A 22441-nucleotide genomic window follows, 5' to 3' on the forward strand; every position below is an offset into this window, starting at 1 on the left:
CATGGGAGATCTCCTCACGGCCATTTTCGGCTACATCGACAGCGGCGGCGCGGTGATGATTCCCATCATGATCTGCTCCCTGGTTCTCTGGGCCCTCATCTTCGAGCGGCTCCTCGTCTACCGGCAGGTTGAAAAACAGGACCTCGACCTGGGCGCGGCCCTTGCCCTGGTCCGAAAGGGAGACCCCGGTCCGAACCTCCCCGGGCTTCGCAGGGAGCTGGTTCGGTTCATGGCTGAATACGGCACAGACTCCCCCAAGGTAAACCGGGGCCTTCTCCACCAGTACCGGCTCCAGAAACGGCCCCACCTCACCCGGCGCATCGGCCTCATCGCCACCCTGGCCGCTGTGGCGCCCCTTTTGGGGCTTCTGGGCACGGTCAGCGGCATGATCACCACCTTTGACGTCATCGCCCTCTTCGGCACGGGCAACGCCCGTGCCATGGCCGGGGGGATCTCCGAATCCCTCATCACCACCCAGAGCGGCCTGTCCGTGGCCATCCCCGGGATGTTCATGGGCGTGCTGCTCATGCGGCGGGCCCATCGCCTGTCCGCCAAACTCGACGAAACCATCAGCATCATCCAAAGGAGCATGACGTGATACGGGTCCGGGACTCCCTGAGACGCAACAGCAGCACACCGGAGGTGAATATTTCACCCCTCATCGACCTGGTGTTCCTGCTTCTCATCTTTTTTATGGTCACCACCAGCTTTGTCAAAGAGACCGGCATCGACATCAACCGGCCCCAGGCAGAGACCAGCGTGGTGTCCAAGAAGAACGCCATCCTCGTGGGGATCGCCGAAGACGGCTCGGTCCACTACGACGGAAAACCCATTGATGTACGAAGCGTTCGCCTCCACATCGCGCGTGCCGTAGCCGACAAGCCCGACGCCGATGTGGTGGTGATCGCCGACAAGGCCTGCCCCACTGGGACCCTCATCCGGGTCATGGACCAGTGCCGTCTGGCAGGGGCCTCCCGGGTCAGCGTCGCCACCCAGAACAAGGGGGGCGCATGATCGCCACCGGGCCCCGAAACCCCATGATCCTTGCGGCCCTTCTGGCCCTGGGGGTGAACATCTTCCTTTTTGCCCTGCTGCCGGGCATGCGGACCGCTCCCACACGGAGTGACGAAACCTTTCGCCTGCGGCCCGTGACCATGGTGAAATTAAAGGAACTGACCCCGCCGCCCCCGGCAAAGGCCCCGGAAAAACCGGTGAAACAGGAAAAACCCATGAAACCGAGGCTGGACCTGCCCATCGACCCCACCCCGGTGCACACGGCCGCCGCCCCCACCCTCAAGGTGGGAGAGGCCCTTCCGGAACTGGACACCACAGCCTTCAAGCCGGGCCCCGTGGACATGGTTTTCGGCGAAGCACAACTCGACAAGCTTCCCATGCCCTCCCACAACGTGGCGCCCATCTACCCCTTTCGGGCCAAACGCCTGGGAATCTCGGGAAGTGTCACCGTGAAATTCCTCGTGGAAAAGGACGGTCGTATCCACGATGTGGAGATCACGGGATCGAACCCACCCGGCGTCTTCGACAGGGCGGTCATGGATGCCATCGGTCGCTGGACCTTTACCCCCGGGGAGATCACCGGAGAGCCTGTGCGGGTCCGCGTCACCAAAACCATCAATTTCAACCTGGAGAATTGACCCATGGGACCCATCACCACACATTCTCCACTGTCTGCCGTGCGTTTTCTGGGGTTCTTCCTCTGCGCCGGGCTCATGGCCCTGGCAACGGATAGCCTGGCAGGGACCTGCGACTCTCAGCCCTCGCCCTCGGTGGCCATGGCCCTGACCAAAGCGGCCAAGGCCATTGAGAACGAACGCCCGGAAGAGGCCCTGGCCACCCTCACCAAGGCTGCAAAACGCGCGGGCAAACGAAGCCACCATCTCCTGGAGTTTCACCTGGGCGTTCAGCTGGTCCAGGCCGAAGAGCCTGACAAAGCCCTGGAGCGTTTCAGAAACGCCACCGCCCTCTGCGACAGCTTTGCTCCGGCCTGGCAAAACCTGGGCCGGGTCGCCTACGAAACCGAGCACTTCGGAGAAGCTGCCCATGCCCTGGGCACCGCCTTTGTCCTCACCGGAGAGACCCGCCCTGCCCTTCGCTATTTCGAGGCCCTCTCCCGGTACAGGGAAAAGTCCTGGGAGACCTGCGTCACCCTCTGCCTGGACCTGTTTGCCCGGTTCCCGGACTGCCGGAACGTGGGGTGGGTTGAGCTTGCAGCAGCCGCAGCGCCCCAGGCCGGAAAACGTCCCGCCGTCATCAAAGCCCTTACGGACCGCCTGCCCATCATGGGTGGGGATCCCAAACTCCGCAGGTGCCTTGCAGGCCTTCTCCTCCAGGAGAAACGCTATCCCGAGGCCATGGTCCAGCTCCGAAACCTGGATCACCTGGGAGACATCACTGACGCAGAGCTTCTCACCTTAGGGGACCTCTTCCGCGCTGAAGACCTCCCCCTGGATGCCGCCGCCTGCTATCGGCGCCTTACGGAAAAAGGCAAAGGCACCGCCGAGCTCACCCGAAAAGAGGCCGAGGCCCTGATGGCAGGATTCAAACCCGAGGCGGCCCTGGCCGTGCTGGAACAGGGCGTTGTCACATGGGACACAGAGCGTCTCTGGCTCCTCACCGGCCAGCTGCGGTTCGAGGGCGACGACCTCACCGGAGCCGAAGAGGCCTTCCGAAAGGTCCTTGCCATCACCCCGAACCAGGGCCACGCACTCATGATGCTGGGGTATGTGCTCTTTCAGCAGGAAAAACCCGAAGAAGCCCTGCCATGGCTCAACAAGGCCGTTAAACGCGCCCCCAAATGCCAGGCCAAACGACTGAGGGACCACGTGGTAAAGCTCCTTGCAGAGCGCAGCAAAACCAAAAGCCAGCCCCCGGCAGTGAGGGGCTGAAGCGCAAAAGAGCGCTCCGGCCCCTCTGAAGTCGGAAAGCATTCACCCGCCTTGCAACTCCCCTTTTTTGTTTTTTGGTAACCATTCCGTTATGCCTCGGGCAGGTCCGCCTGAGGCATAACGGAATACTCATATATTTTTTTGGCCATCAAATTCGGAATGCCAAAATTTTTACCACAACCCAAAAACAAAACAGACAGGAGGCCCCCCATGCCAACCTTTCAGGCTCCCGTAACGCCCTTGACCCGCGATATGGCTCCGGAAGACACCCCCGTGGATGCCTTTACCCGTTTTTTCCGAAAAGCCAAGTCCCTGGGATGTTTCCCTCGCCCAACAAACGCGTCGCCCTCCTGCGCCTTTGGCAATGAAGGGCCCGAACCCTATGCAACGGGAGGACTGGCGCCCGTCACCGGGCCCGGAGCCCGCAGCCTCTGGCACTCCTTGTCAGAAGCCCCTCTCCATCCGAGGCAGGCAGCGACCCTCCGCGTCCCCTTCGGCACGGGCACAACCGGGGATGAGATCCCAAGCCAGATCCCTGTGGACGCACACCTCAGCACAGCCTACGCCGATGCCGTCATGTGTGACATCATGCGTGACGGCGCACGGCTCAGCACCCAGGGCAACCCTATCCACGCGTTCCTCGTAAACGGTGGTATCCCGACTGCCCTGGCCCCTTCAGACCTTGCCCGTATCATTGAGGCCGCTCGCCGCAACCTCCCCCTGGCCAACGACTGCGAAATAACGGTTGAAGGGCACATCGCCGACATGACCCCGGAGATGGCCCGTGCCATCACACGCGCCGGGGTCAACCGAGTCTCCCTGGACCTCCTCAGCTTCCATACCCCGCTCCGGCAAGCCATGGGGCGGCGGGCCGATGGAAAAGAGGCTGCAAACACCTTGTCCGAGCTCATCAGCAGCGGCCAGGCCACCGTAAACGTTGGGTTGACATACGGTCTCTCCGGCCAGAGCGCCGACATGTTTCAGCAGGATCTGGAAACCCTTGTATCCTTAAACCCCGACGGCATCGATCTCATACCCCACGTGCCCCTCCAGGGCCGGGATACCGACCTTATCCGGGAGCAGTATGCCCTCTTCGAGAAGGGCTCAGAGACCCTGGCCGCCACCACCTGTCGCCACCTCTACGCAGGGCACTGGGCATGCACCCCCAGGGAACGAAATCTCTCTTCTTTTCTGGCGTCACAACAGGCCCCCAGCATCCCCTTTGGATGCGGAGCGGAAGGCTTTGTGGACGGTCATCGCGTTCTCATGACCGACCGGCTGGATGACTACCTCAACACCGCGGGACGGGAGAAACCCGTGGCCATGATCCTTGCTCCGGTGGCCAATCACCGTCTCGCCAGCCTCATCAGATCGCAGATGCAGACCCTGGCCCTCGACCTGTCCGGGCTGGGCCGACACGCAGGCGAATCCTCCTCCATGGCCCTGCTTCCCCTGATCCACTGCTGGGCCGACGCCGGACTGGTCCGCATTGAGGGTCACATCCTGCGCCCCACAACCGCCGGTGAATACTGGCATGCCACGCTCACCCGGGGACTCATCGACTACCTTGCCCTCTACGAAGAGATGGGCTGCCCCGAGCCGTGCGTGTAAAGGGCCGCCCACATTGTTCCCAACGACACGTCACAAGTAGCAATCCAGAAACAAATGCCTCCGGCGACCTGCCGGAGGCATCTGAATAGTTATCATCTGACAAACAGGAATGACTAACAACGAAGAGGAATCGACTTGAAATGAATCAAGGTGTGGTGTAAAAACCCAATAAACGTAACACCCGTTCACAACACATCACCTGTGTTTAGATATGAGAGCGTATCCTTACCTGAGAAATTCGATAGTGTTCATTTCAACTGTATGGAGGATTCATGAAAACGAAGGTGTTTTTGGTGTCGATGTGCCTTTTTCTACTCGCCTGCGTCGCTCCGGCGACGGCCCAGCTCCCAGATCTGCCCGACGCGATCAGCCTGAGATCATCCACCCGGGCATTCAACGAAGTGTACTATTTTGCCATCCACGACGGCCTGATCTACGTCAAAGAGCGGGTCGACGGGGCCTCGTGGCAGCTCCTCGGGAACACCGGTTCCCCGGAAAACCTGTTGGGCAACCCCGTCACCACCGATGCCATGGAGGAGATCTCCGTGGACGGTCCCATCCTCATCGCCGTCTCCGAGACACGACAGATTTACTACTGCAAAAACGGGTATGCAGCCCCGGGCTCCATCTCATGGACAGACCACTGGGGCACGCCCCTGGGGGCCGGTGCGGGGGTCTCCCTGCCGGAAAACATCCGGGGCTGGGCCCTGTCCCAGGACGACCTGTTACGCAACAAGTTCTACTACGACCAGAACGGCAACGCCTACCCCTGCATGGTGACCACCATCTATGCCCTGTTTGAAAACGGCCGGGAAATCCACTTCACCGACCCCTGGACCCCGCCGGACTGGGGCTACCGCATTGCAGGGCCTTTCAGGGACCGATTCATCGCCGAGAACTTAAGCGCTGCGGCCTCCACCCTCTTTGTCATCAACCGCTACGGGGACATGTACACCCACCAGAACGACTTTGATATCGGCGGCGGCAACCCCTTTTTCAACTACACCTACGAAGACGACGTCCACTACGCCACCAACGATGCCATTCTCAACTTTAGCCTGGTAAGAAAACGAAGGGTCCCGGATCAGGTGTGGTACAACCAGCCCAAAATCCACGGGCGCATCACCAAAAACATCACCATCCTCTTTCCCGAAGACGGGGCCCCCGGGGAAAGCGATCGAATTTTACGGGTGGAAGGGGTTAATGAGGAAGGAACCCCCGGGTATTTTGAAAAAAACCTGGAGGGGATTTTCTGGCACTTTGTGGAAACCCCGGGGCGGCTCATCCCCGAAGAGGATTTCATTGAAAACCCACCTGAAAACATGTCTCACCTCACCCTGGGAGACGCGCCGGAGTACGCGTTTTCAGGAACCATGACCAACCTCATCCACGGAGATGTGGAAGCGGAACTCACCGGGTTCAGCCTGGTGGCCTCCCCTGCCGAGCTCAGGCTCAAAACAAAGGGCGGCACCTGGATAACCCTCCCGCTCCATCACCACTTCACCTTGCGAAACAACGTTCGGGAACACCCCGGGGAAGACGGCGACTTCGTGGACTTAAAAGGCGCCATCGAAATCCCTGCGGAGCTCAGGAGTTCCGAGGACAAGGAGGTCACCGACCTGCTGAGGCGTTATTTTTACGTGGGAAAAGGAGAGGAAAAGCGGTTCGTCAACATCTCCATGGAGGCAAAAACCGATGCGGTGAAACTCCACACCACCTCCCTGTCCATGAAGATGGCGTTTTCAAAATAGCCTCAGGAGAGGACTGCCCGGTGAGCACCGGGTGAAAAGCAGGCCTCCGGCGGCGAGGTGAGCCACCTCGAAAGCTGATTGCCCTTGCGCTTTGTCCCTCGTTCCTCGGGTCAATGCGCAAGGGCCTTCGGCTCGGGCTTTGACCGAAACCAAAGTTGGTGGTTCGTGCGGGCAGACTCTCGGGCATCGAAGTGACAGGAGATGTTATCGCCTTTTGCCCATTATCGATTTAGAGGCGCCCGGGATTACTTTCCTGCTTTGATCACCACGATGGAGGGGCGTATCCAGAAGTAGTCCGTTGTCTTTTCGCCTTCCGGGTACTCCCTGTCCATGGGGGCCGGCTCCTCCACCTGCCGGATGGCAAACCCTGCGGCAATGAGGGCGTTGATAACCGTTGAGAGCGTGCGGTGGGTTTTCCTCACCCCGTCCACGAACCAGGTCTGGACCCGTTCGCCTTCGCGAAAGTAATCCGTCAGGCGCCAGAACTTCCCGCCCCCATCCTCGCTGTACCCCGTGGGGTTTGCCGTGCATACCGGGTGCTCCATGGAGAACACCAGGTGGCCTCCCTCGACCAGCTCTCCATGGCACTTTGCAAAAAACGGGGCCAGGTCCTCCACGTAATGAAGGGCCATGGAGCTGACGATCAGGTCAAAGGGGTCGTCAAATACCTGGTCTTCGTAATAGCCGTGCACAAAGGTGATCCCCTTGCCCGCGTGACGGGCCGTGGCATGGGCAAACATATTGGCCGACGGGTCCAGTGCCACCACCGCCTGCGCGTTGTGCTCCTTCAACCATGCGGCCTGGTGACCAAAACCCGCCCCGATGTCAAGGACCCTCAGGCCCGACACATCCCCCAGCATGGGCCGCATGCAGGGCTCTTCCATCTTTCCGTTCAGGCCCGTGTCCTCAAGCCGCAACCGCTTGTACTGCTCAAAAAACGCATCGTTGTCGTAAATCATTGTCATCCTTACGGCCCCTTGGGGCAAGCGCCCTCCATGATGCCTTCCACAATCTCCCGAATCTCTCCTGTGGCCTGCATGGCCGAAAGAATCCCGTTCAACTGCTCCAGAAAATCCGCTTTAAAATAATACCGCCCGTGATCCATGCGGGTCACGCCAAGATGTCCCCACTCCCAGTGGATGGAGATGGGCTTCCCAAGGGAGGCGTGTGCCCCGCCCTCGTCGTAAAGCCCCTCGCCCATGAGCTGACCCAGTTCCCATGCAATGGAGAGGCGATCGTTGAGGTAACAGTCCGTTCGCCCGAGCCCCAGCTTCAAGAGGTTGATCCGGTTGCTTTTGGCCTCGGACAAAAAAACATCCCCCCGGGCCACAGCCTCGTTAAAGGCCTTGCCTCCCGTTGCATACCCGGCGTTTTTTCCGATGGTCAGCCCGTAAAACCCCTCGGGCCAGTGTTGGCGGGTTCGGCTGGCAAGGACATGTTCACGGCAGAGAAGCACCTCCTCCTGCCGCAGCACCGGGATGCTGTACGGCCAGATGTACGGGCGAAGCTCCGGTTTGTAATAGACGGGCACAATGGCAAAACCTTGTCCGTTTTTCAGGTAGTGCAGCCCCCGTTTCCAGGGAATGGGAAGCAGGGTCACCCGATACCCGTCCATCCGGGAAAAGGCCCGCCTGAAAATTGCGGGATAGATCCCCATGGCCCGGCCATTAACTTCATAGCTGTAGGGAGGGTAATTGTCTATACAGAACACCACAACATTCGTCGCAGCCATGGCATCATGCCAGGCTGCAAACCAGAGGATACAGGCCGCCGCAATACACACACACCACCGACACATCGCATCGTCCCCGTTCTGTTTCCGGGATGTTGCCTGTGTCCAGGCCACGGGTAACGGTTCAGCTCAAACAGCCTTTGATAAAGACCAGCTGAAGGGTTACACCACCGGCATGGACAGGTCCTTGGATTATATCAAAACAGGAACGATTGCGGTACGACCCTTCTCACTGTTCACTGCTGTATCGCGCAAGGCACCAGGGCCTGCGGTTCAGCTGTTGGAGAGCGCCTGTACCCCATGAGGATCCGCACAAAGAGAGCGGCGTTTACAACGGCCACGGCGGTCAGGCCAACGGCCATGCCCATCCAGAGCCCTGCGGCCTCCATGCCCTTTGCGTAGGCGAAAAAGCACCCCACGGGAAACCCCACGCCCCAGATACCGAGAAAAATATAGACCATGGGCCGAAAGGTCACCTCAAGGCCCCGCAGGCATCCCTGGACCGTCACCTGAATGGCGTCGGGCACTTGATAAAACGCCCCCACAAGAAGCAGGCCCACGCCGTAACGGATCACTCGGGGATCTGCCGTGACCAAGGAAAGAATCGCTTCAGGAACGGCATAAAACAACGAGCCCATCACCGTGGCGGACATGAACCCCAGGCACAGGGTGGCCAGGGCATAGGAGGTCACGGCGTGAAAATCCCTGCGCCCGAACGCCCCGGCAACCTTCACCGAAGCGGCTCCGGCCAGGGCATAGGGCACCATGTAGGTAAGGGACGAGATATTGATGAGGATGTTATTAGCCGCTGAAGCCGTGACCGACATCTTCCCGGCCAGCACCGTGACCAGGGAAAAGATCAGGCCGATAAGCAGCCCGTTGAGGCCGATGGGAAGGCCTTTTTTCAGGAGATGCCCCATGATCGGAAAAGAGACCTTCCGGGTGATGGTGAGCTGCCGGGCGGCATGGGCATAAAGAATCACGGCCATGAGGGTCCGCGACAGGGTGGTTGCCACGGCCGCCCCGGCAATGCCCCAGTCCAGGGTAAAGATAAAAAAGACGTTGGCCCCGACATTCACGAGGTTGAAAAACAGGATCAGGCTGTTGGCAAAGAGGGTCTTTTCCCGGGCCTGGAGATTCTCCTTGAGCACCTGAAAAATCATCACAGGGATCATGGAGCCCGCACAGATCATAAGGTAAATCACCACCAGCTCCTCAATGGCGGGAGCAAGCCCCAGGGCCGACACGCAGAAGCCCGAGGCGACAACCATCAAAGCCAGCACCGTACCGGCCAAAAATCCCAGGGCCAGGGTGGTCCCGGGCACTGTGCTGACGTCCCGCTTCTCGGCGATCATCCGTGCCTTGAGGGGGCTCACGGCAAAGGTAATCCCCGTTCCGATGAGCAGAAAGGGAGAAAAAATAGCGGTGGCGATGCCGAGGGCGGAGAGGACCTCGGTGGAGTAACGCCCGGCAACCACGATGTCCCCGATGCCGAACAGCATCTGGCCCAGTTGCCCTGCGATAATGGGAAGTGAAAAAAGGAAGATCTCCTTTAAGGATCGACCAAAGGCAGGCATGTGTGCTCCTTCAAAAAAACATAAGGGAAACAAATCAATCATCGGGAGCACATAAAGGTGGGTTGAAGGGTCCCGATAATTGGATGATTATCAGGATTCCTTCGGGAAAACGCAGCCACTTTCTAAAAGAGGAGGAAGAAATCCAAAAGTAACCTCTTTTAACAACACATCGTTTCCATTTTTTTGAAGTGGCTCTTTTTACACGCACCACTGTTTTTTTGTCAACGAAAATCACCCTGGTTCCCAGGGCCAACGCATGTAAACATTCAGTGGCCTCCGGCGGCCCTGCCGGGACATTTGGCCGTCAGGCATGATACCAGATAGAGAAACGGCCTATAGAAACAAGCCGCCGCATTCACAGGATCAATTTGACTTCGTTCCCCGTCAGAACTACACATCACAGGTTTTAAGAACATTGCCACACAAAGGCCCCACCTGGGGGCAATCCACACAGCAGGAGACAGATTTGAGATGAAAAACAGATGCACAAGTTTAGCAGCCCTGCTGCTCTTCCTTTTTGGGCTGACCGCCGAGATCCGGGCGGATCAGGCCGTACCCGTCATGGACACCCCCCAGGTTGTTGCGGCCATGGATGCCGACGACTGGGTCATCGTGGACACCCGATTGAACAGCGCCTACAACGGCTGGAAGCTGGACGGCGTAAGCCGGGGCGGCCACATCCCGGGTGCCACGGACTTCTCTGCCAACTGGCTGAAGGTGGGCGGGGACCAGCGTGACGCGACCCTGAAAGAGATCCTTGCCACCAAGGGCATTACCCCGGACAAAAACGTGATCCTCTACGACGCCAACGGACAGGACGCCTCATCTGTGGCAGCCTACCTCATCTCAAAGGGCTACACCCGCCTGCACCGCTACGACATCACCGCCTGGGCAAAGGACAAAAAACGGCCCCTGGAACGGTACCCCAACCACCAGCTGCTGGTGCCGGCCGTTGTGCTCAAGGAGGTCATCGACGGAAACCGTCCGGAGAGTTTTGAAAACAGCGAAACCATCATCGTGGCCGAGGCCAGCTGGGGAGAAGAGAAAAACTCCTATGCCAAAGGCCATATCCCGGGGGCCTTTCACATCAACACGGACCGCGTTGAGCCCCCCACGGAAACCGAGCCCGTCATGTGGATGCTGGCCGATGATCAGACCTTGAAAGAGATGGCCCTCTCCTTCGGATTTACCCGGGATGCCACCGTCATCGTCACCTCGGAAGAACCCCTGGCCGCCTTTCGGGTGGCCACGGTGCTGCGATACGTGGGCGTTAAAGATGTGCGCGTCCTCAACGGCGGGACCCTCTCCTGGACCCTGGCCGGGTTCGACCTGGAAACCACGCGCCACGAACCGGTTCCGGTTATAGATTTCAAGGGTCCTGTCCCCGGCAACCCGGACGTCATCGACACCATGGAAGAGACCCGGGCCGGACTCCGTACCCCCAAGACCTTCACCCTGGTGGACAACCGGACCTGGGCCGAGCACATCGGCGAATCCTCCGGCTATGCCTATCACAAGAAAAAGGGTCGAATTCCCGGTTCGGTCTTTGGCTACGCAGGCAAAAAGAACGCCTACAGCATGGAGTACTACCGAAACCCGGACAAAACCATGCGAAACGCCGACGAAATCCTGGCCCTGTGGAAGGGCCAGGGCATCGACACCACCACCCACCTCTCCTTCATGTGCGGCAGCGGCTGGCGTGTGGCCGAGATCTACTACGACGCCGATGTCATGGGGCTCAAGGACATCGGCATCTTCAGCGACGGATGGATCGGCTGGAGCAACACCCCGGGCAACCCCGTTGAAACCGGCCTACCGGAAAACACCGCGTCGTCAGTTCGTCGTTAAGCCCCCGTCCACCGGGAAGATCCCCCCGGTAATCCACCGGGCCTGATCCGACGCCAGAAACGCAGCCAGATGGGCGACATCTTCCGGGTCGCCCAGGGCCTGCATGGGATAGATCGACCGGACCATGGCCTTGAACCGATCCTTTGCCCCCTGATCAAGGCGCTCCATGTTTTTCTCGACCTGAGGCGTGGTGACGGTGCCCGGGGCAATGGCATTGACCCGGACGCCCTTGGGCCCCAGTTCAAAGGCAAGGGCCCTGGTAAAGGACTCCAGGGCCCCCTTGGTGAGGGAATACGCCGTGGACGGCCTGTCCGGAAGCATCCGCCGCGCAAAATACGAAGAGACATTGATGATGTTGCCCCGGGACGCCAGCAGGTCCTCCAGAAAGACTTGGCAGATGGCATACGGGGCACAGACGTTCAGCGCAAGGTGATACGCCAGCAGGGATTCATCGGTCTCCTCAAAGGGAACGAACCGCGCGATCCCTGCATTGTTGACGATGATGTCAATCTTCATGCCATGATCAGACACCTCCCCGGCAACGCCCGTCACCTCATCCCTGTTGCTGATATCCGCCGCAACCGCGAGCACATCCACAGGGTACTGCCCAAGGCTCTTTTTCCTCCGCTTCAGCTTCTCCGGGTCCCTTTCAATGAGCACAAGATTCGCCCCCCGGGCCGCAAAGGCCGTGGCAACGGCAAAACCGATGCCGTCGCTTCCTCCGGTGATGAGGGCTGTTTTACCGCCTAACGATTCCATTATCGCCTCCTCTTTTTTGCTATCGTGAATCATGCGAACTGCACAGGCAGGATAACGAAAAGAGAAAAACGATCATTAACATAGGTTAAGACGTGATCTTTTTTTTAATCCGGGAGAGGGACACATTGGTCATGCCCAGGTAGGAAGCCAGGTGATAATCCGGAATGCGTTCGGTCAGGTCGGGATGGTCGGTGCGAAAATCAAGGAACCGCTCGGTTGCTGATTTCATGAGAAAATCATGCTCCCGGAGAAACTTTTCCCCTGCCAGGGATTCGGCATAAGGCAGGGCAAAATGTTCCCAGCACCGGTGCATGGAGAGCCACCGGTAAAAGGCGTCAAAACCGCAGACAGAGACCTGGAGATCTTCCAGGGCCGAGATACTGAACAGGCTTCCCTTTTTCCGGGCATAGGGCGCCACCGGCCAGAGAAGCTGTCCTTCCCGAAAAAAGCCCTTGTTAAACTCACGCCCCTGGCTGTCCGTATAGTACAGCCGAATCATCCCCTTGCGGATATAATACACCCGATCCCATAAATCTCCGGCCAGCACCAGAATGGTGCTGCGTGGGTAACGCCTTTGGATAAACAGACGCGAAAGCTCTTCCACCCCATGGGCCGGGAGGTGCCGGGCATCGCCCAGGGCTTCTGTCAATGTATCGATAAGTGATGGCATGGGAAAATGGGGCAATGTCATGACCTCAGCCTGCAACGGTTAAGCCATCAATGGTTTGATGCACATAAAAAAAGCCTCCGGCGGCCCTGCCGGGGGCCAAACTTTTGAAACGTTTGACAAACAGCTTTTAAACAACAGATTCAGGCCAATCAACATGACAGAAGGCAACGTGACACCATATATTATAAAACCTTCAATTGGTTCAAAAGGTATTCTGCGGCCTTGTGGAGTTGGGCGTCCTGCCCGCCACAGTAGGGAACCTCAAAGGGGACCTCAATATCCGGCGCCACCCCGGCCCCTTCGAGATCCACCCCGTCGATGCGGCACCCCTGGACGGCAAGATAAAGAAGGGCCTTGTTGGAAAGCGGGAACAAGCGTCCTGCCAGGCTCTGACCTGCCGTGCGCTCTCCGATGACCGTGGGCGCTCCGTGTTTTTTGGCGCCAAAGGCCAAGAGCTCCTTGCCGCTGCGGGTGTATCCGTTCACAAGGTAGACTGCGGGCTTGCGCCACTGGGTGTCCACCCTGTTTCTGTTCCCCTCCCTGTCGATGACCTCCAGCACCGGAATGTTCCGGTTAAAGATGTTGAGATACGAGGGCCACGCCCCCCCAAGGCCATAACGCAGATCGATGATCAGGGCATCGGCATCTTTCAGCGGGCCCCAGGCCAGGGCGTTTCGCAGGGCCTTGTGATACTCTTCACCGGCATAGGAATAGATATGGATGTAACCGATGCGGCGGCCCTCCTTTTCCATCACGCGAACGCTGGCCTTCTGCGCCGCCAGCATCTCCTCTTTGGGGTTCATGAGCACCGGCTGCATCGTCACCGAAAATGGCGCCGTGGCTTTTTTTCGCCTCACCTCGAACACGGCATCGGTGCCCACCAGGGGCCTTAACGCGGCAACAGGGGTAAACGGCTTGCCGTTCACGGAGAGGATCTCATCGCCCTTTAAGATCCCGGCTTTTTCAGCGACGCCCCCGGCAAGGAGGCACGTCACATGGACCCGCCCCCTGACCCGTTGGGTAAAGACCCCAACCGTGGGGTAGAGCACCCCCTTTTCAGGAAACAGGGCCCCGATCTCCGGTATCCTGAAAAAGAGGGCGGCCAGGTAGTAATACTCGGGATCATCCGTCGTTAAGTAAGAGGTATGGGAAGCGTTGAGTTCGCCCAGCATGGCGTTGACAAGACGGGGAATTGCCTCGGGGGAAGCCCCCAGGATCTGCGGCCGGTATTGCTCTTTGATCGCCGGAAACCCCTTCTTGATGCGGTGAGGATCAAAAAAATGCGTCTCCACGATGCCGGTGATCTCCCCGAACAGCTGGTCCTGCGCAGGGGCGTTCCCGGCCAGTGCGGCCCCGCCCCAGATAAAGACAGCAAGGCTCGTGAGTATCAGCTGCAATCGTCCATGGATCCAAGGGTGTGTCATGATGGATTTTCGCCCCCTGTGTCAGGGTAAATGCCGTCACTTAAGCCGATAATGCCCGATAACCTGCCACTTTCGAACCGAAATCCCCAGAACCGAAAGGCCTTCAAGGACATCTTCCTCCAGGGTGACACCAGCAGAAACACAGGGGACGTATCGCATGTTGTGGATAACGAACGGAAACCCGTCCCGGCGTTTTTTATTGCCCGCCATGCCGATGTGAAGATGCTTCTTTGAGCCCGTGTGCCAGATCACGATATCCCCGGGCTGCCAGTCGCCGGGATTTTTCAGCTCCGTTGAAAGGGATGCCCACTGCCGCTTAAAAAAAGTCCGAAGGATCCACACCCGCCTGTGGTCGCTGTATCGGTCGGGGGTCTTCACGCCGTAGGCCCCCTTGTGGGCCACCACATCCTCATGGACTGCCCTTTGCAGGTCAACGCCCCCGCACCGAAGTGCCCGCACCACCAGATCCGCACAGACGCCTTCCCGAGGGTTGACGTCGCCCCCCGGGTACACCGGGGCCCCCGTGTCTTCTCCCCCCTTGTAGGTGGGGGGAAAATAGCGGCTCAGCATCTCCGTGTTGTACGCCGTCTTCTTTGCGATCTCTCCATAGGCGCCCGCCACCATGTCGTCCACGGGGCCGGCAACGCCGTCTGTTATAAAGACAAAAAATAAAAACAGGACCGCAAGATATGTCTTGATACGAATACCACCCCTCATGCCTACAACCTTTCCAGAGTCTCAACGGTCCGGTCATTTTTCACATTGCCGGTATTAAGGACCGTTTTGGGCTCAAATAGCATGACATGGCACTCCTCCTCGGCAACCGGCAGATGGTCGACGCCGCGGGGGACCACAAAAAACTGCCCTTCGGCCAGTTCAATGGCTCGATCTTTCAGGTGAATGGTCAACCGGCCCTTGACCACCATGAAAAACTCGTCCTCATGCTCGTGCCGATGCCAGACAAACTCTCCTTTTAATTTGGCGAGTTTGACGTACTGCCCGTTGAGCTCCCCCACAATTTTCGGGGCCCAGAACTCATCGAACATCGAAAATTTTTCTTTCAAGTCAACAGGATCCATCACATACCCTTCAAAATTTATACGTCGGATCGCATTTGATCGTATAATGCCAAACGTTGAGTCAACGTTTCCGTATGTATTTCAAAAAGATGGTTGTCGTGGTCGTAAAAATATAGTGACCGTCCTTCCCCCGCCACCCGCTCCCGGCCTTGTAAAATGTCCACACCGAGAGTGCGGACGCGCTTCACGTAGAGATCAAAATCTTCTTCAGCAACCTTGAAAGCAACATGATTGTACGATCGTTCAGCTACGGGTTTTCCCTCCATGATGGCAACCCAAAGCCCATTGATCAGAAAAAACCTCTCTTTTGAAAGAGAGAACTCCTGTCCGTTGCTGTCGTAGATCTCTTCGGCGTCAAATATTGCCTCCAGAAAATGCGACATCCGTTCGAGATCTGAGACAATAAACGTTATGTGACTCACAGATTCAATCATATGGGCTATACACTCAATACGTTATTGATATCGTCCCCAAGGATCAACCCACCAACACCCCGGCAAGTTCTTCAGCCTTCGCCAGGATCTCTTGGCGGTTCATCACATCGTCGGGACGGGCCAGGCCGCACCCCCGAATCGAGTACCCCTCTTTAAACCCATGGGTTTGAAAAAAGAAATGGTATTTGGGAAACACATCGGCAAACATGTTTTCATCCGGTTGGCCCTGGGTCGTGATCATGACGAATTTTTTACCTGGGGCCAGCCTGCTCGGCCGTGCCTTGGTGTGGAACTCTGGGACATAAAAGGAGTAGGTCCGATCCATAAAACCCTTCATCTGGGATGTCACATCCCCGTAGTAAACCGGTGATGCCATGACCAGCACATCGGCTGTTACGACATCCTCCAGAACCGGCCTCAAATCATCATCCAGGACACAGGCATCGGATGTGGTCTTGCACCCCATGCAGGCCTGGCATCCCTTGTACGTGAGCTTGTTGAGGGCATGCGTTATGGTGTGGGCACCCCGGTTCGTTGCTGTCTCCATGAATCGTTTTGCTATGGACGCACTGTTTCCACGGTACCTCGGACTTCCCGTCAGGCAGACAATTTTCATGTGGTATTCTCCTTTCAGGCGCTTATGCAAAAAAACGGTTCTTGTGGGCATCAGAGTAAAAAATGCATCAGCCTGCTCACCAAGATACACGTCATGCACTTTTTTCATAGGAGAAAATGATTCCTCATCAAAAAAGCCTTTATCCTTGATAAAAGCCGAATATCAGGAGGCATTGACACCCAGGACACACCTGCTGCCAACCAAAAAAGCCGCAGCACGGTGTCCCGTGCCACGGCTTGACGCGCCTCGTTCCTATGGTAACGCCTGGGCGGTTTTCTGATTGTTAATCCGCAACAATCTTTTTGAGCTGGTTGTACAGATGCATGCCGGACCAGAAATCCCTGCTCAGGGCCTCGGCAATGCTCTCCGGGCTGAAATTCTCAAATCCCAGGGACGCCTGGATGTCCAGCACCACGTCAACCCGGACCCTGTTTGCGGCCAGAACGATATCCAGCTTATCCTGATCCCAGGGCTGAGGGTTTCTGGGGGTTGAGAAAACAAAGCCCACGGTTCTTCCCTCACACCACACACGGTCCCCGGCATCACTGTATCCCAGCCTGTAGAGTGCCTCTGCAAAGGCTTCGGCCATGCCTTGGGAGTGAAACGTGATCTCGATGTCTTCAAGGGTCAGCTGGTCGGGACGGGCGAACACGCCGGGCTTGAACCCTGTGAGCCACCAGTGCCGTCCGCTCACCGAGTATTCCGGCACACCCTGGTTCTTCATGGTAAAGGCAATATCGAGTTCCTCTTCGGTGTCCGCGCACCGGTAATGGTCTTCCCCGGCGATATTCAGCTTTGTTCCCACGTAAAACCCGATTTCCGCTCCGATGGCCGAGAAATACTGCCCTTTCCAGAGCTCTACCATATACCTCTGGCCGTCGTACTCAAACCGCACCGGTTCCACATCGATAACCATGCCCAGGGGCGCCGCACATTTGTCGTAAATGTTGTTGTAACCGAACTTACGCTGGAGTGCATGGTGCCGTGTCATGTAGATATTCTCATCGTAATTGTACTCAAACCCGGCGGCATACACGGTACCGGCCAGTAATTTATAGGTACACTCTGAATTCCCGGCGCTTGAGATAACAGGTACCAGAAGAACAGACACCGCAAACAGGCAAATCGACGCAAACCGTTTCATCACAACCATCCTCTCTGAAATTTACAATAGAATTAAAAGCAAACCGCACATAGAGAAAAGCGCCCGACAAACATAGGCAGCACACAAGCCGCGCGCTTTAGCATAACTTTACAGAGGGTTGTACCGCCTACCCCAAACAACAAAAACGATACCCGCCCGCAAAATTACTAATCAACCACAAAGCACTTTACCCCAATATAACTACATGAATAATTCAATTCTATCCAACAAATACCTGCTTATGTCAAGGCAGTCGTCGATGAAAACCAACAAGACATAGAGCCTGTCCCCTTTGCTTCTTTTCCATTATCAACCATGACTTGCCCCTACGAGGAATTTGGCGTAAGACAGCGTCAGCTTGAAAAGCAAACGGAAAGGGACGTCATTGCCTTTCAAGCCCCACTGATGCCAAAGGCGCAACAAAGCGGGCCTGGACACAAAGCAAGGAGCCCAGGCAGCGGGATGCCCTGGTTATGATTGTATTTACAAGTAAGGATAACGAGCAGATGTGTGACGAACCAGAATTGAACGATGATGAACATCAGGAGGAAGAGGCCGCCTCTTCAGACCTATCCCTCATATACCCGGCCTCTATCCTCTCAGGGGCGGTCAACACAGTCGTGGCCCACCTGATAATTTTCTGCATCAGGTATTGGTGGGTGGTCCTGGGGCTGTTCGGAGCCGTTGCGGCGGCAGGATGGCACCATGGGACCCGGGTAGGATTTGATTCTGCGCTGGTATTCATAGCTCTGACGGCTTGTTTAACAGTTCCTCTGGGGCTTGCCCTTGCCTATTTTGCAGGCTGCTTTTTTATGACGGCTTTTTTCGCCAGGGAAGCCGAATCCCGGGTCTGGGGCCAGGCATTGTGGTTTGCCGTGGTCACCAACAGCCTTATTTGCACCAGCCTTCAGGATACCCTCTTTTTCCGTGAATTGCCCCTTGCCACCTGGGCTTTGACCTTCATGACAATCGCCTTCATGGTCGGCGCAGGGGCCCTGGCAATAAAAATGAATAAATCCCCCCGTACAGCCCGGATCATGACCGCAGTGGGAGTCCTCACCTTCGGCCTTGCCTTTTACGAGAACTTCGGTCCCCTTTCGGAAACCGTCATCCCCATGGAAAACATCCAAAGCGACAGGTGCTCGATCAGCTACAGCAGCCGTGGTCCCCGGGAGGAGTATCTCTCCTGCGACGTCCACTTTACCCTCCAGGGAAGAGAATACCTCTTCAGGCAATACTCTCGGGCCCTCGACTATTCGCCATACGAAACAACCGGGCTCACTGCCCTCAAAATACGTTCGGGGCTCTTCCGCCACTACGACCTCTTGTAGCAGCATCCCTGTCGAAAAGCGAAGGGCAGGTCCAAGATGGGTTGGAGCTGCCCGGGTCAGGTGGCGGACTCATCCGGCCGTGGCTGTATTGGGGCCATGCCAAGAATAAATGTAACTATTCAGTTGCCTTCTATGGTTAAAGTGCATGAAAAAGCCTGCCTCCGGCGGCGAGGTGAGCCACCTCGAAAGCATATAGCCCTTGCGCTTTGGCTCGGGCTTCGCCCGAAACATATGCTGGTGGTTTGTACGAGCGATACGACAAGCCTTGAAGGGCTAAGATTCATTATCGGAACTCGTTAATTATCAGCTTTAACCGGACTACCTCCAAGGCAGTGGGGCAATCTCAAAGTCTGTTTGTCAAGCTTTTCAAAAGCTTGGCCCCCGGCAGGGCCGCCGGAGGCATCTTTGACCGCACTGCCTCAGGCGGGTCGCTTTTTTGAAAAAACTCCGCAAAAAACGTTTCTAATGCACCCATATTCAAGGCATCAGAGCAGCCGAAGTCGTGGTTTTATAAAAGCTCTGATAACGCAGAAGATGGGTGCACTCGGCTCGCCCGAAGGGTGAGAAAATCAAACAGCAAACGCTGATTTGCATTTTGCGTTTTCAAAATAGCTGACATTTTTATTATAAATAACTAAAATCAAGGTACTTTTCTTTTGGGCGATTGTTCTCTCATGAAATATCCGGGTTAGTTGCCGCCCACATACATTGAAAGCTCTTTTTCAAGTTCCTCAGGAGAAAACCCATAGGGTCCCAGGCCGCTGTCGTATGTCACCCGGCCTTCCTTATCAAGGAAGTATATACGGGTCGGCCAGCCCACATAGGCCTGGTTGACACGGTTGTCCATGTTGTCCACATAAACCGGCATATCATCCAGTAGCTTTGCTTTGCAGGCGGAGGCAACGGCACGGCGCTCCTCAATCGTTCTGGGCTCCCTCGTGTCGTAGGAAGGATAAGGGTTGGAAAGGACGGAAACAAGCCGCATAAACTTGGTCTCTGCCAGCCACCACTTATCTGTTGGGTGTGCTTCGCGCACATAAATCATCAGAAAATCGACATCCTCGCGGTATTTTTTATACACAGGCAGGAAACGCACGGTTCCCTCAGAAAAAGGCGGTCAGCTGCAGCTCCCAAAAAGCAGGACCACCGGTCTCTTCCCCCTGAAGTCCGACAGACGAATCGATTTTGATCCCGTATAATCCCACACCTCAAAATCCGTTGCCATCTCACCGACCTTGGGCACATTGGCATTGTGCGTGTGCTGCCAGACCGCCACCTCCTTATGCCGCCAGTAAATAGCCTTGTAGTTGACACTGAACCCGACAGATACCAGGTCCCGTCCCTCCCACACGGTAAAGCCGAAAACCAGGACAGCACTCAGCGCCAGACCGGTGCGCGCAAAGCGCCCGGTTTTCCTGGCCTTGGCATCGTCGAGGCCGTTTGTCATGGTAAGGATGCAGAAAAGAGCAACAGGGCAGGCCACAACGGCTATCCAATAGGAGAGACCGAACAGGGGAAGGACAAAGGCACCCCCCGCAGCGACCATTAACCTGCACGCCCAGCGTTTATTTCTGGTCTCCCGATTGATGACCAGCCCGAACCGACCGGCCCACTTCCCGAACCTCTCTTTTCCAGACAGCAGCGCTACCCCGCTGACAAGCAGGTACAAACACAACAATAGCTGCGCTATGGCAAGAAACGCCTGAGTGCCATAGGAGATACCCGCCAACCCCAGATATTTAACGACCATTGGATCCATAATAGTTTCTCTTGGTTTAGGTTTTTGGAATTCCAGCCTGGGAACGGTCTTCGAACATTCGAAGACCCATTGTTATTACATTTTTGTAACACATCACATACTGAACATCACGGCTTTTCCTTTATTCCCAGCTTTCGTTAACCCGGCCCGCCCGAAGGGTGAGAAAATCGAACAAAAAACCGTGGATTCCTATTCGTATTTTTGGACTGCCTGATCTTCGCAAGAACAGGTCGTAACAATTCCCATTATTCAACCGGACCGTTTTCTCATGAAATATCCGGATTAAAGGTTCTTTGCTTTCCATTCCCTGTCCGAAACCACGAAGCCGTTGACTAACATCGTTTACTATTGACCGCTATTTTTCCGTATGCCAATAGATCGTTAACTTAATTTCTAAAGGAGTAGAAGGTTATGGAAAGAAGAAAGTCATGTAGTATTTTTGTGTTGTGTTGCCTGGTATTATTTATCTCTGCAATAACGTGTTGTGCGGAAGAAAAGATGACTTCCCCCACCATGACGACGTGGATGCCTGAAATTGGACAAAGCCATCACATCGGCTATCTTTCTACCCATGGAGGGCTCAACTGGATACCAACCTGGACGGTGGAGAAAGATCAGGCACCGGGTACCATGCTTGAAACCTACCCCATCGACCTCGCCAAAGGACGGTACGCGGTCCTGTTCCAGGTATGGCACAAAGAGTATGACGGGGTTCGCCTGGGTGAACTGCGGGCGTGGTCAGGCGCGGAGCTCATTGCATCCTCGCCCCTCATCAGCCGGGAATTCCCTTCATACCGTGATGGCGGATTTCAACGAGCCATCCTTGAGGTGGACCTGGCAGGGCCCGCTTCAGATGTCCGCTTTGAGCTCTATTACGATGGCGTGAACACCAGCATCTGGACAGGAACGGTAAACCTCAGCGCCATTGAAACCCGGCGCCCCTTTTATAACATCGCCCACCGTTGCAGCACCGTCGACAAGGTCAACCGCATGGTGGATAAAAACGCCAATGCCATAGAGTTTGACCTGACACCGGTGGAGGAAGACGGCATCATCGGTTTCAAGGTATACCACTCCGGCGATATCTTCTTTACACCTGCGTCCCGCTTTGACGACTTCCTCCAGAACCTCAAAGCCCATATCGACAAACGGAACATCGCCCTTATCGAGCTCGACTGCAAGCAGGACAAAGATATTGATCCGGCAGACTACGCCCGAGCCCTGGCCCAGCGCCTTATGGATGCTGGTATCCCCGCACGCCTTGCCGTTTTCTCCGTGCCCCGTGCCCAGGCCGCGATTTTTAACGACGTGCTTAAAAAAGAGGATGCGGACGGCCACATTCTCTACAACGCGGGCATCGACTCGTACCTTCAGGACTACTCGGGGCTTACCGCCGATACATGGGCTGAAAAGGTAGAGGCCATCGGCTCCACATTTATCGGAGTGGGGGCAAGCAGCGTTCACCCCTCGTCCATGCCCAGCTGGATGTCCTGGGTCCAGGCCATGACCAACATGCGAGACGCCAACGGAAACTTCAAGAAAAGCTACTACTGGACCCTGAACCGAAAAGCCTCCATGCGGTCATGCCTCGACTACGGAGTCGACGGGGTGATCACCAACTTCCCGGACCGCATGGATGAGGTCCTCAACGAGGAGCCCTACTCCCTTCTGTTCAGGCGTGCCACCCAGGACGACTCCCAATTCGAAGTTCACGGGTTCTAAACTAAGTGGGGACAGGCTTTTTTTATCGATGACCAACGAAGGCCGTTTAATCCCTCCCCTTTTCCCCCTTGGAGTCCGCCG

General features: G+C 56.6%; 21 protein-coding genes and 1 pseudogene. 9 read left to right on the plus strand and 13 right to left on the minus strand.

What is annotated here, in order from left to right:
• Position 1 precedes the first annotated feature (1 nt).
• The 6 genes from MSL71_RS19865 to MSL71_RS19890 all read left to right on the plus strand — a co-directional run bounded on the left by MSL71_RS19865 (position 2) and on the right by MSL71_RS19890 (position 6265).
• A complete protein-coding gene (locus MSL71_RS19865) occupies positions 2-598 on the plus strand; it encodes a MotA/TolQ/ExbB proton channel family protein (RefSeq protein ID WP_180143806.1) in 597 nt (198 codons plus the stop codon).
• Positions 595-1014, plus strand: coding sequence for an ExbD/TolR family protein (locus MSL71_RS19870; RefSeq protein ID WP_180143808.1), 420 nt, complete (start codon positions 595-597; stop codon positions 1012-1014). Before MSL71_RS19865 ends, MSL71_RS19870 begins: the two co-directional genes overlap by 4 nt.
• Entirely contained in the window at positions 1011-1652 is a 642-nt protein-coding gene (locus tag MSL71_RS19875) for an energy transducer TonB (RefSeq protein WP_180143809.1), read from the plus strand. Before MSL71_RS19870 ends, MSL71_RS19875 begins: the two co-directional genes overlap by 4 nt.
• Positions 1653-1655: 3 nt before the next feature.
• Complete coding sequence (locus tag MSL71_RS19880; RefSeq protein ID WP_180143811.1) at positions 1656-2903, plus strand: tetratricopeptide repeat protein; 1248 nt, start codon at positions 1656-1658, stop codon at positions 2901-2903.
• Positions 2904-3113: 210 nt separating this feature from the next.
• Complete coding sequence (locus MSL71_RS19885; RefSeq protein ID WP_180143813.1) at positions 3114-4514, plus strand: radical SAM protein; 1401 nt, start codon at positions 3114-3116, stop codon at positions 4512-4514.
• Between the two features lie 272 nt (positions 4515-4786).
• Positions 4787-6265 carry a hypothetical protein gene (locus tag MSL71_RS19890; protein ID WP_180143815.1) on the plus strand — a complete coding sequence of 493 codons (1479 nt, stop codon included), beginning with the start codon at positions 4787-4789 and terminating at the stop codon, positions 6263-6265.
• A gap of 245 nt (positions 6266-6510) precedes the next feature.
• Here MSL71_RS19890 and MSL71_RS19895 read toward each other — a convergent pair whose 3' ends face one another.
• The 3 genes from MSL71_RS19895 to MSL71_RS19905 form a co-directional block, all read right to left on the minus strand.
• Entirely contained in the window at positions 6511-7230 is a 720-nt protein-coding gene (locus MSL71_RS19895; protein ID WP_180143817.1) for a class I SAM-dependent methyltransferase, read from the minus strand.
• A gap of 2 nt (positions 7231-7232) precedes the next feature.
• Positions 7233-7997, minus strand: a complete 765-nt coding sequence (locus MSL71_RS19900) for a substrate-binding periplasmic protein (RefSeq protein ID WP_218951087.1) — start codon at positions 7995-7997, stop codon at positions 7233-7235.
• Positions 7998-8233: 236 nt separating this feature from the next.
• On the minus strand, positions 8234-9574 hold the full coding sequence (locus MSL71_RS19905) for an MATE family efflux transporter (RefSeq protein ID WP_180143821.1): 1341 nt from the start codon (positions 9572-9574) through the stop codon (positions 8234-8236).
• A 471-nt stretch (positions 9575-10045) separates the two neighbouring features.
• Here MSL71_RS19905 and MSL71_RS19910 point away from each other — a divergent pair, with 471 nt between their 5' ends.
• Positions 10046-11422 carry a rhodanese-like domain-containing protein gene (locus MSL71_RS19910; protein WP_180143823.1) on the plus strand — a complete coding sequence of 459 codons (1377 nt, stop codon included), beginning with the start codon at positions 10046-10048 and terminating at the stop codon, positions 11420-11422.
• On the opposite strand, the gene MSL71_RS19915 is transcribed toward MSL71_RS19910, so the two are convergent.
• The 8 genes from MSL71_RS19915 to MSL71_RS19950 all read right to left on the minus strand — a co-directional run bounded on the left by MSL71_RS19915 (position 11408) and on the right by MSL71_RS19950 (position 17548).
• A complete protein-coding gene (locus tag MSL71_RS19915) occupies positions 11408-12181 on the minus strand; it encodes an SDR family NAD(P)-dependent oxidoreductase (RefSeq protein WP_180143825.1) in 774 nt (257 codons plus the stop codon). The two genes, MSL71_RS19910 and MSL71_RS19915, sit on opposite strands and share 15 nt — an antisense overlap.
• 85 nt (positions 12182-12266) lie before the next feature.
• Positions 12267-12872: a Crp/Fnr family transcriptional regulator gene (locus MSL71_RS19920; RefSeq protein ID WP_180143827.1), complete on the minus strand. Its 606-nt coding sequence runs from the start codon at positions 12870-12872 to the stop codon at positions 12267-12269.
• 161 nt (positions 12873-13033) lie between these two features.
• Positions 13034-14275, minus strand: coding sequence for a S41 family peptidase (locus tag MSL71_RS19925; RefSeq protein WP_180143833.1), 1242 nt, complete (start codon positions 14273-14275; stop codon positions 13034-13036).
• 36 nt (positions 14276-14311) lie between these two features.
• On the minus strand, positions 14312-14992 hold the full coding sequence (locus tag MSL71_RS19930; RefSeq protein ID WP_180143835.1) for a DUF1287 domain-containing protein: 681 nt from the start codon (positions 14990-14992) through the stop codon (positions 14312-14314).
• A 2-nt stretch (positions 14993-14994) separates the two neighbouring features.
• Entirely contained in the window at positions 14995-15354 is a 360-nt protein-coding gene (locus MSL71_RS19935; protein ID WP_180143837.1) for a cupin domain-containing protein, read from the minus strand.
• Between the two features lie 17 nt (positions 15355-15371).
• Positions 15372-15788: a FosX/FosE/FosI family fosfomycin resistance hydrolase gene (gene fosX, locus MSL71_RS19940; RefSeq protein ID WP_180143839.1), complete on the minus strand. Its 417-nt coding sequence runs from the start codon at positions 15786-15788 to the stop codon at positions 15372-15374.
• Positions 15789-15831: 43 nt separating this feature from the next.
• Positions 15832-16404: a flavodoxin family protein gene (locus MSL71_RS19945; RefSeq protein WP_180143841.1), complete on the minus strand. Its 573-nt coding sequence runs from the start codon at positions 16402-16404 to the stop codon at positions 15832-15834.
• A gap of 283 nt (positions 16405-16687) precedes the next feature.
• Complete coding sequence (locus tag MSL71_RS19950) at positions 16688-17548, minus strand: DUF4474 domain-containing protein (RefSeq protein WP_180143843.1); 861 nt, start codon at positions 17546-17548, stop codon at positions 16688-16690.
• Between the two features lie 812 nt (positions 17549-18360).
• Between MSL71_RS19950 and MSL71_RS19955 the strand changes: the two genes are divergently transcribed.
• A complete protein-coding gene (locus tag MSL71_RS19955) occupies positions 18361-18879 on the plus strand; it encodes a hypothetical protein (RefSeq protein WP_180143845.1) in 519 nt (172 codons plus the stop codon).
• A 688-nt stretch (positions 18880-19567) separates the two neighbouring features.
• Here the strand turns inward: MSL71_RS19955 and MSL71_RS19960 are convergent.
• A pseudogene (locus MSL71_RS19960) lies at positions 19568-19984 on the minus strand (deiodinase-like protein); the annotation flags it as partial.
• 12 nt (positions 19985-19996) lie between these two features.
• Complete coding sequence (locus MSL71_RS19965; protein WP_180143847.1) at positions 19997-20638, minus strand: thioredoxin domain-containing protein; 642 nt, start codon at positions 20636-20638, stop codon at positions 19997-19999.
• A gap of 498 nt (positions 20639-21136) precedes the next feature.
• Between MSL71_RS19965 and MSL71_RS19970 the strand changes: the two genes are divergently transcribed.
• Positions 21137-22360, plus strand: coding sequence for a glycerophosphodiester phosphodiesterase family protein (locus MSL71_RS19970; RefSeq protein WP_180143849.1), 1224 nt, complete (start codon positions 21137-21139; stop codon positions 22358-22360).
• The last annotated feature ends 81 nt before the right edge of the window (positions 22361-22441 follow it).

It is taken from the genome of Desulfoluna butyratoxydans (assembly GCF_900699765.1).
Taxonomy (GTDB): Bacteria; Desulfobacterota; Desulfobacteria; order Desulfobacterales; family Desulfolunaceae; genus Desulfoluna; species Desulfoluna butyratoxydans.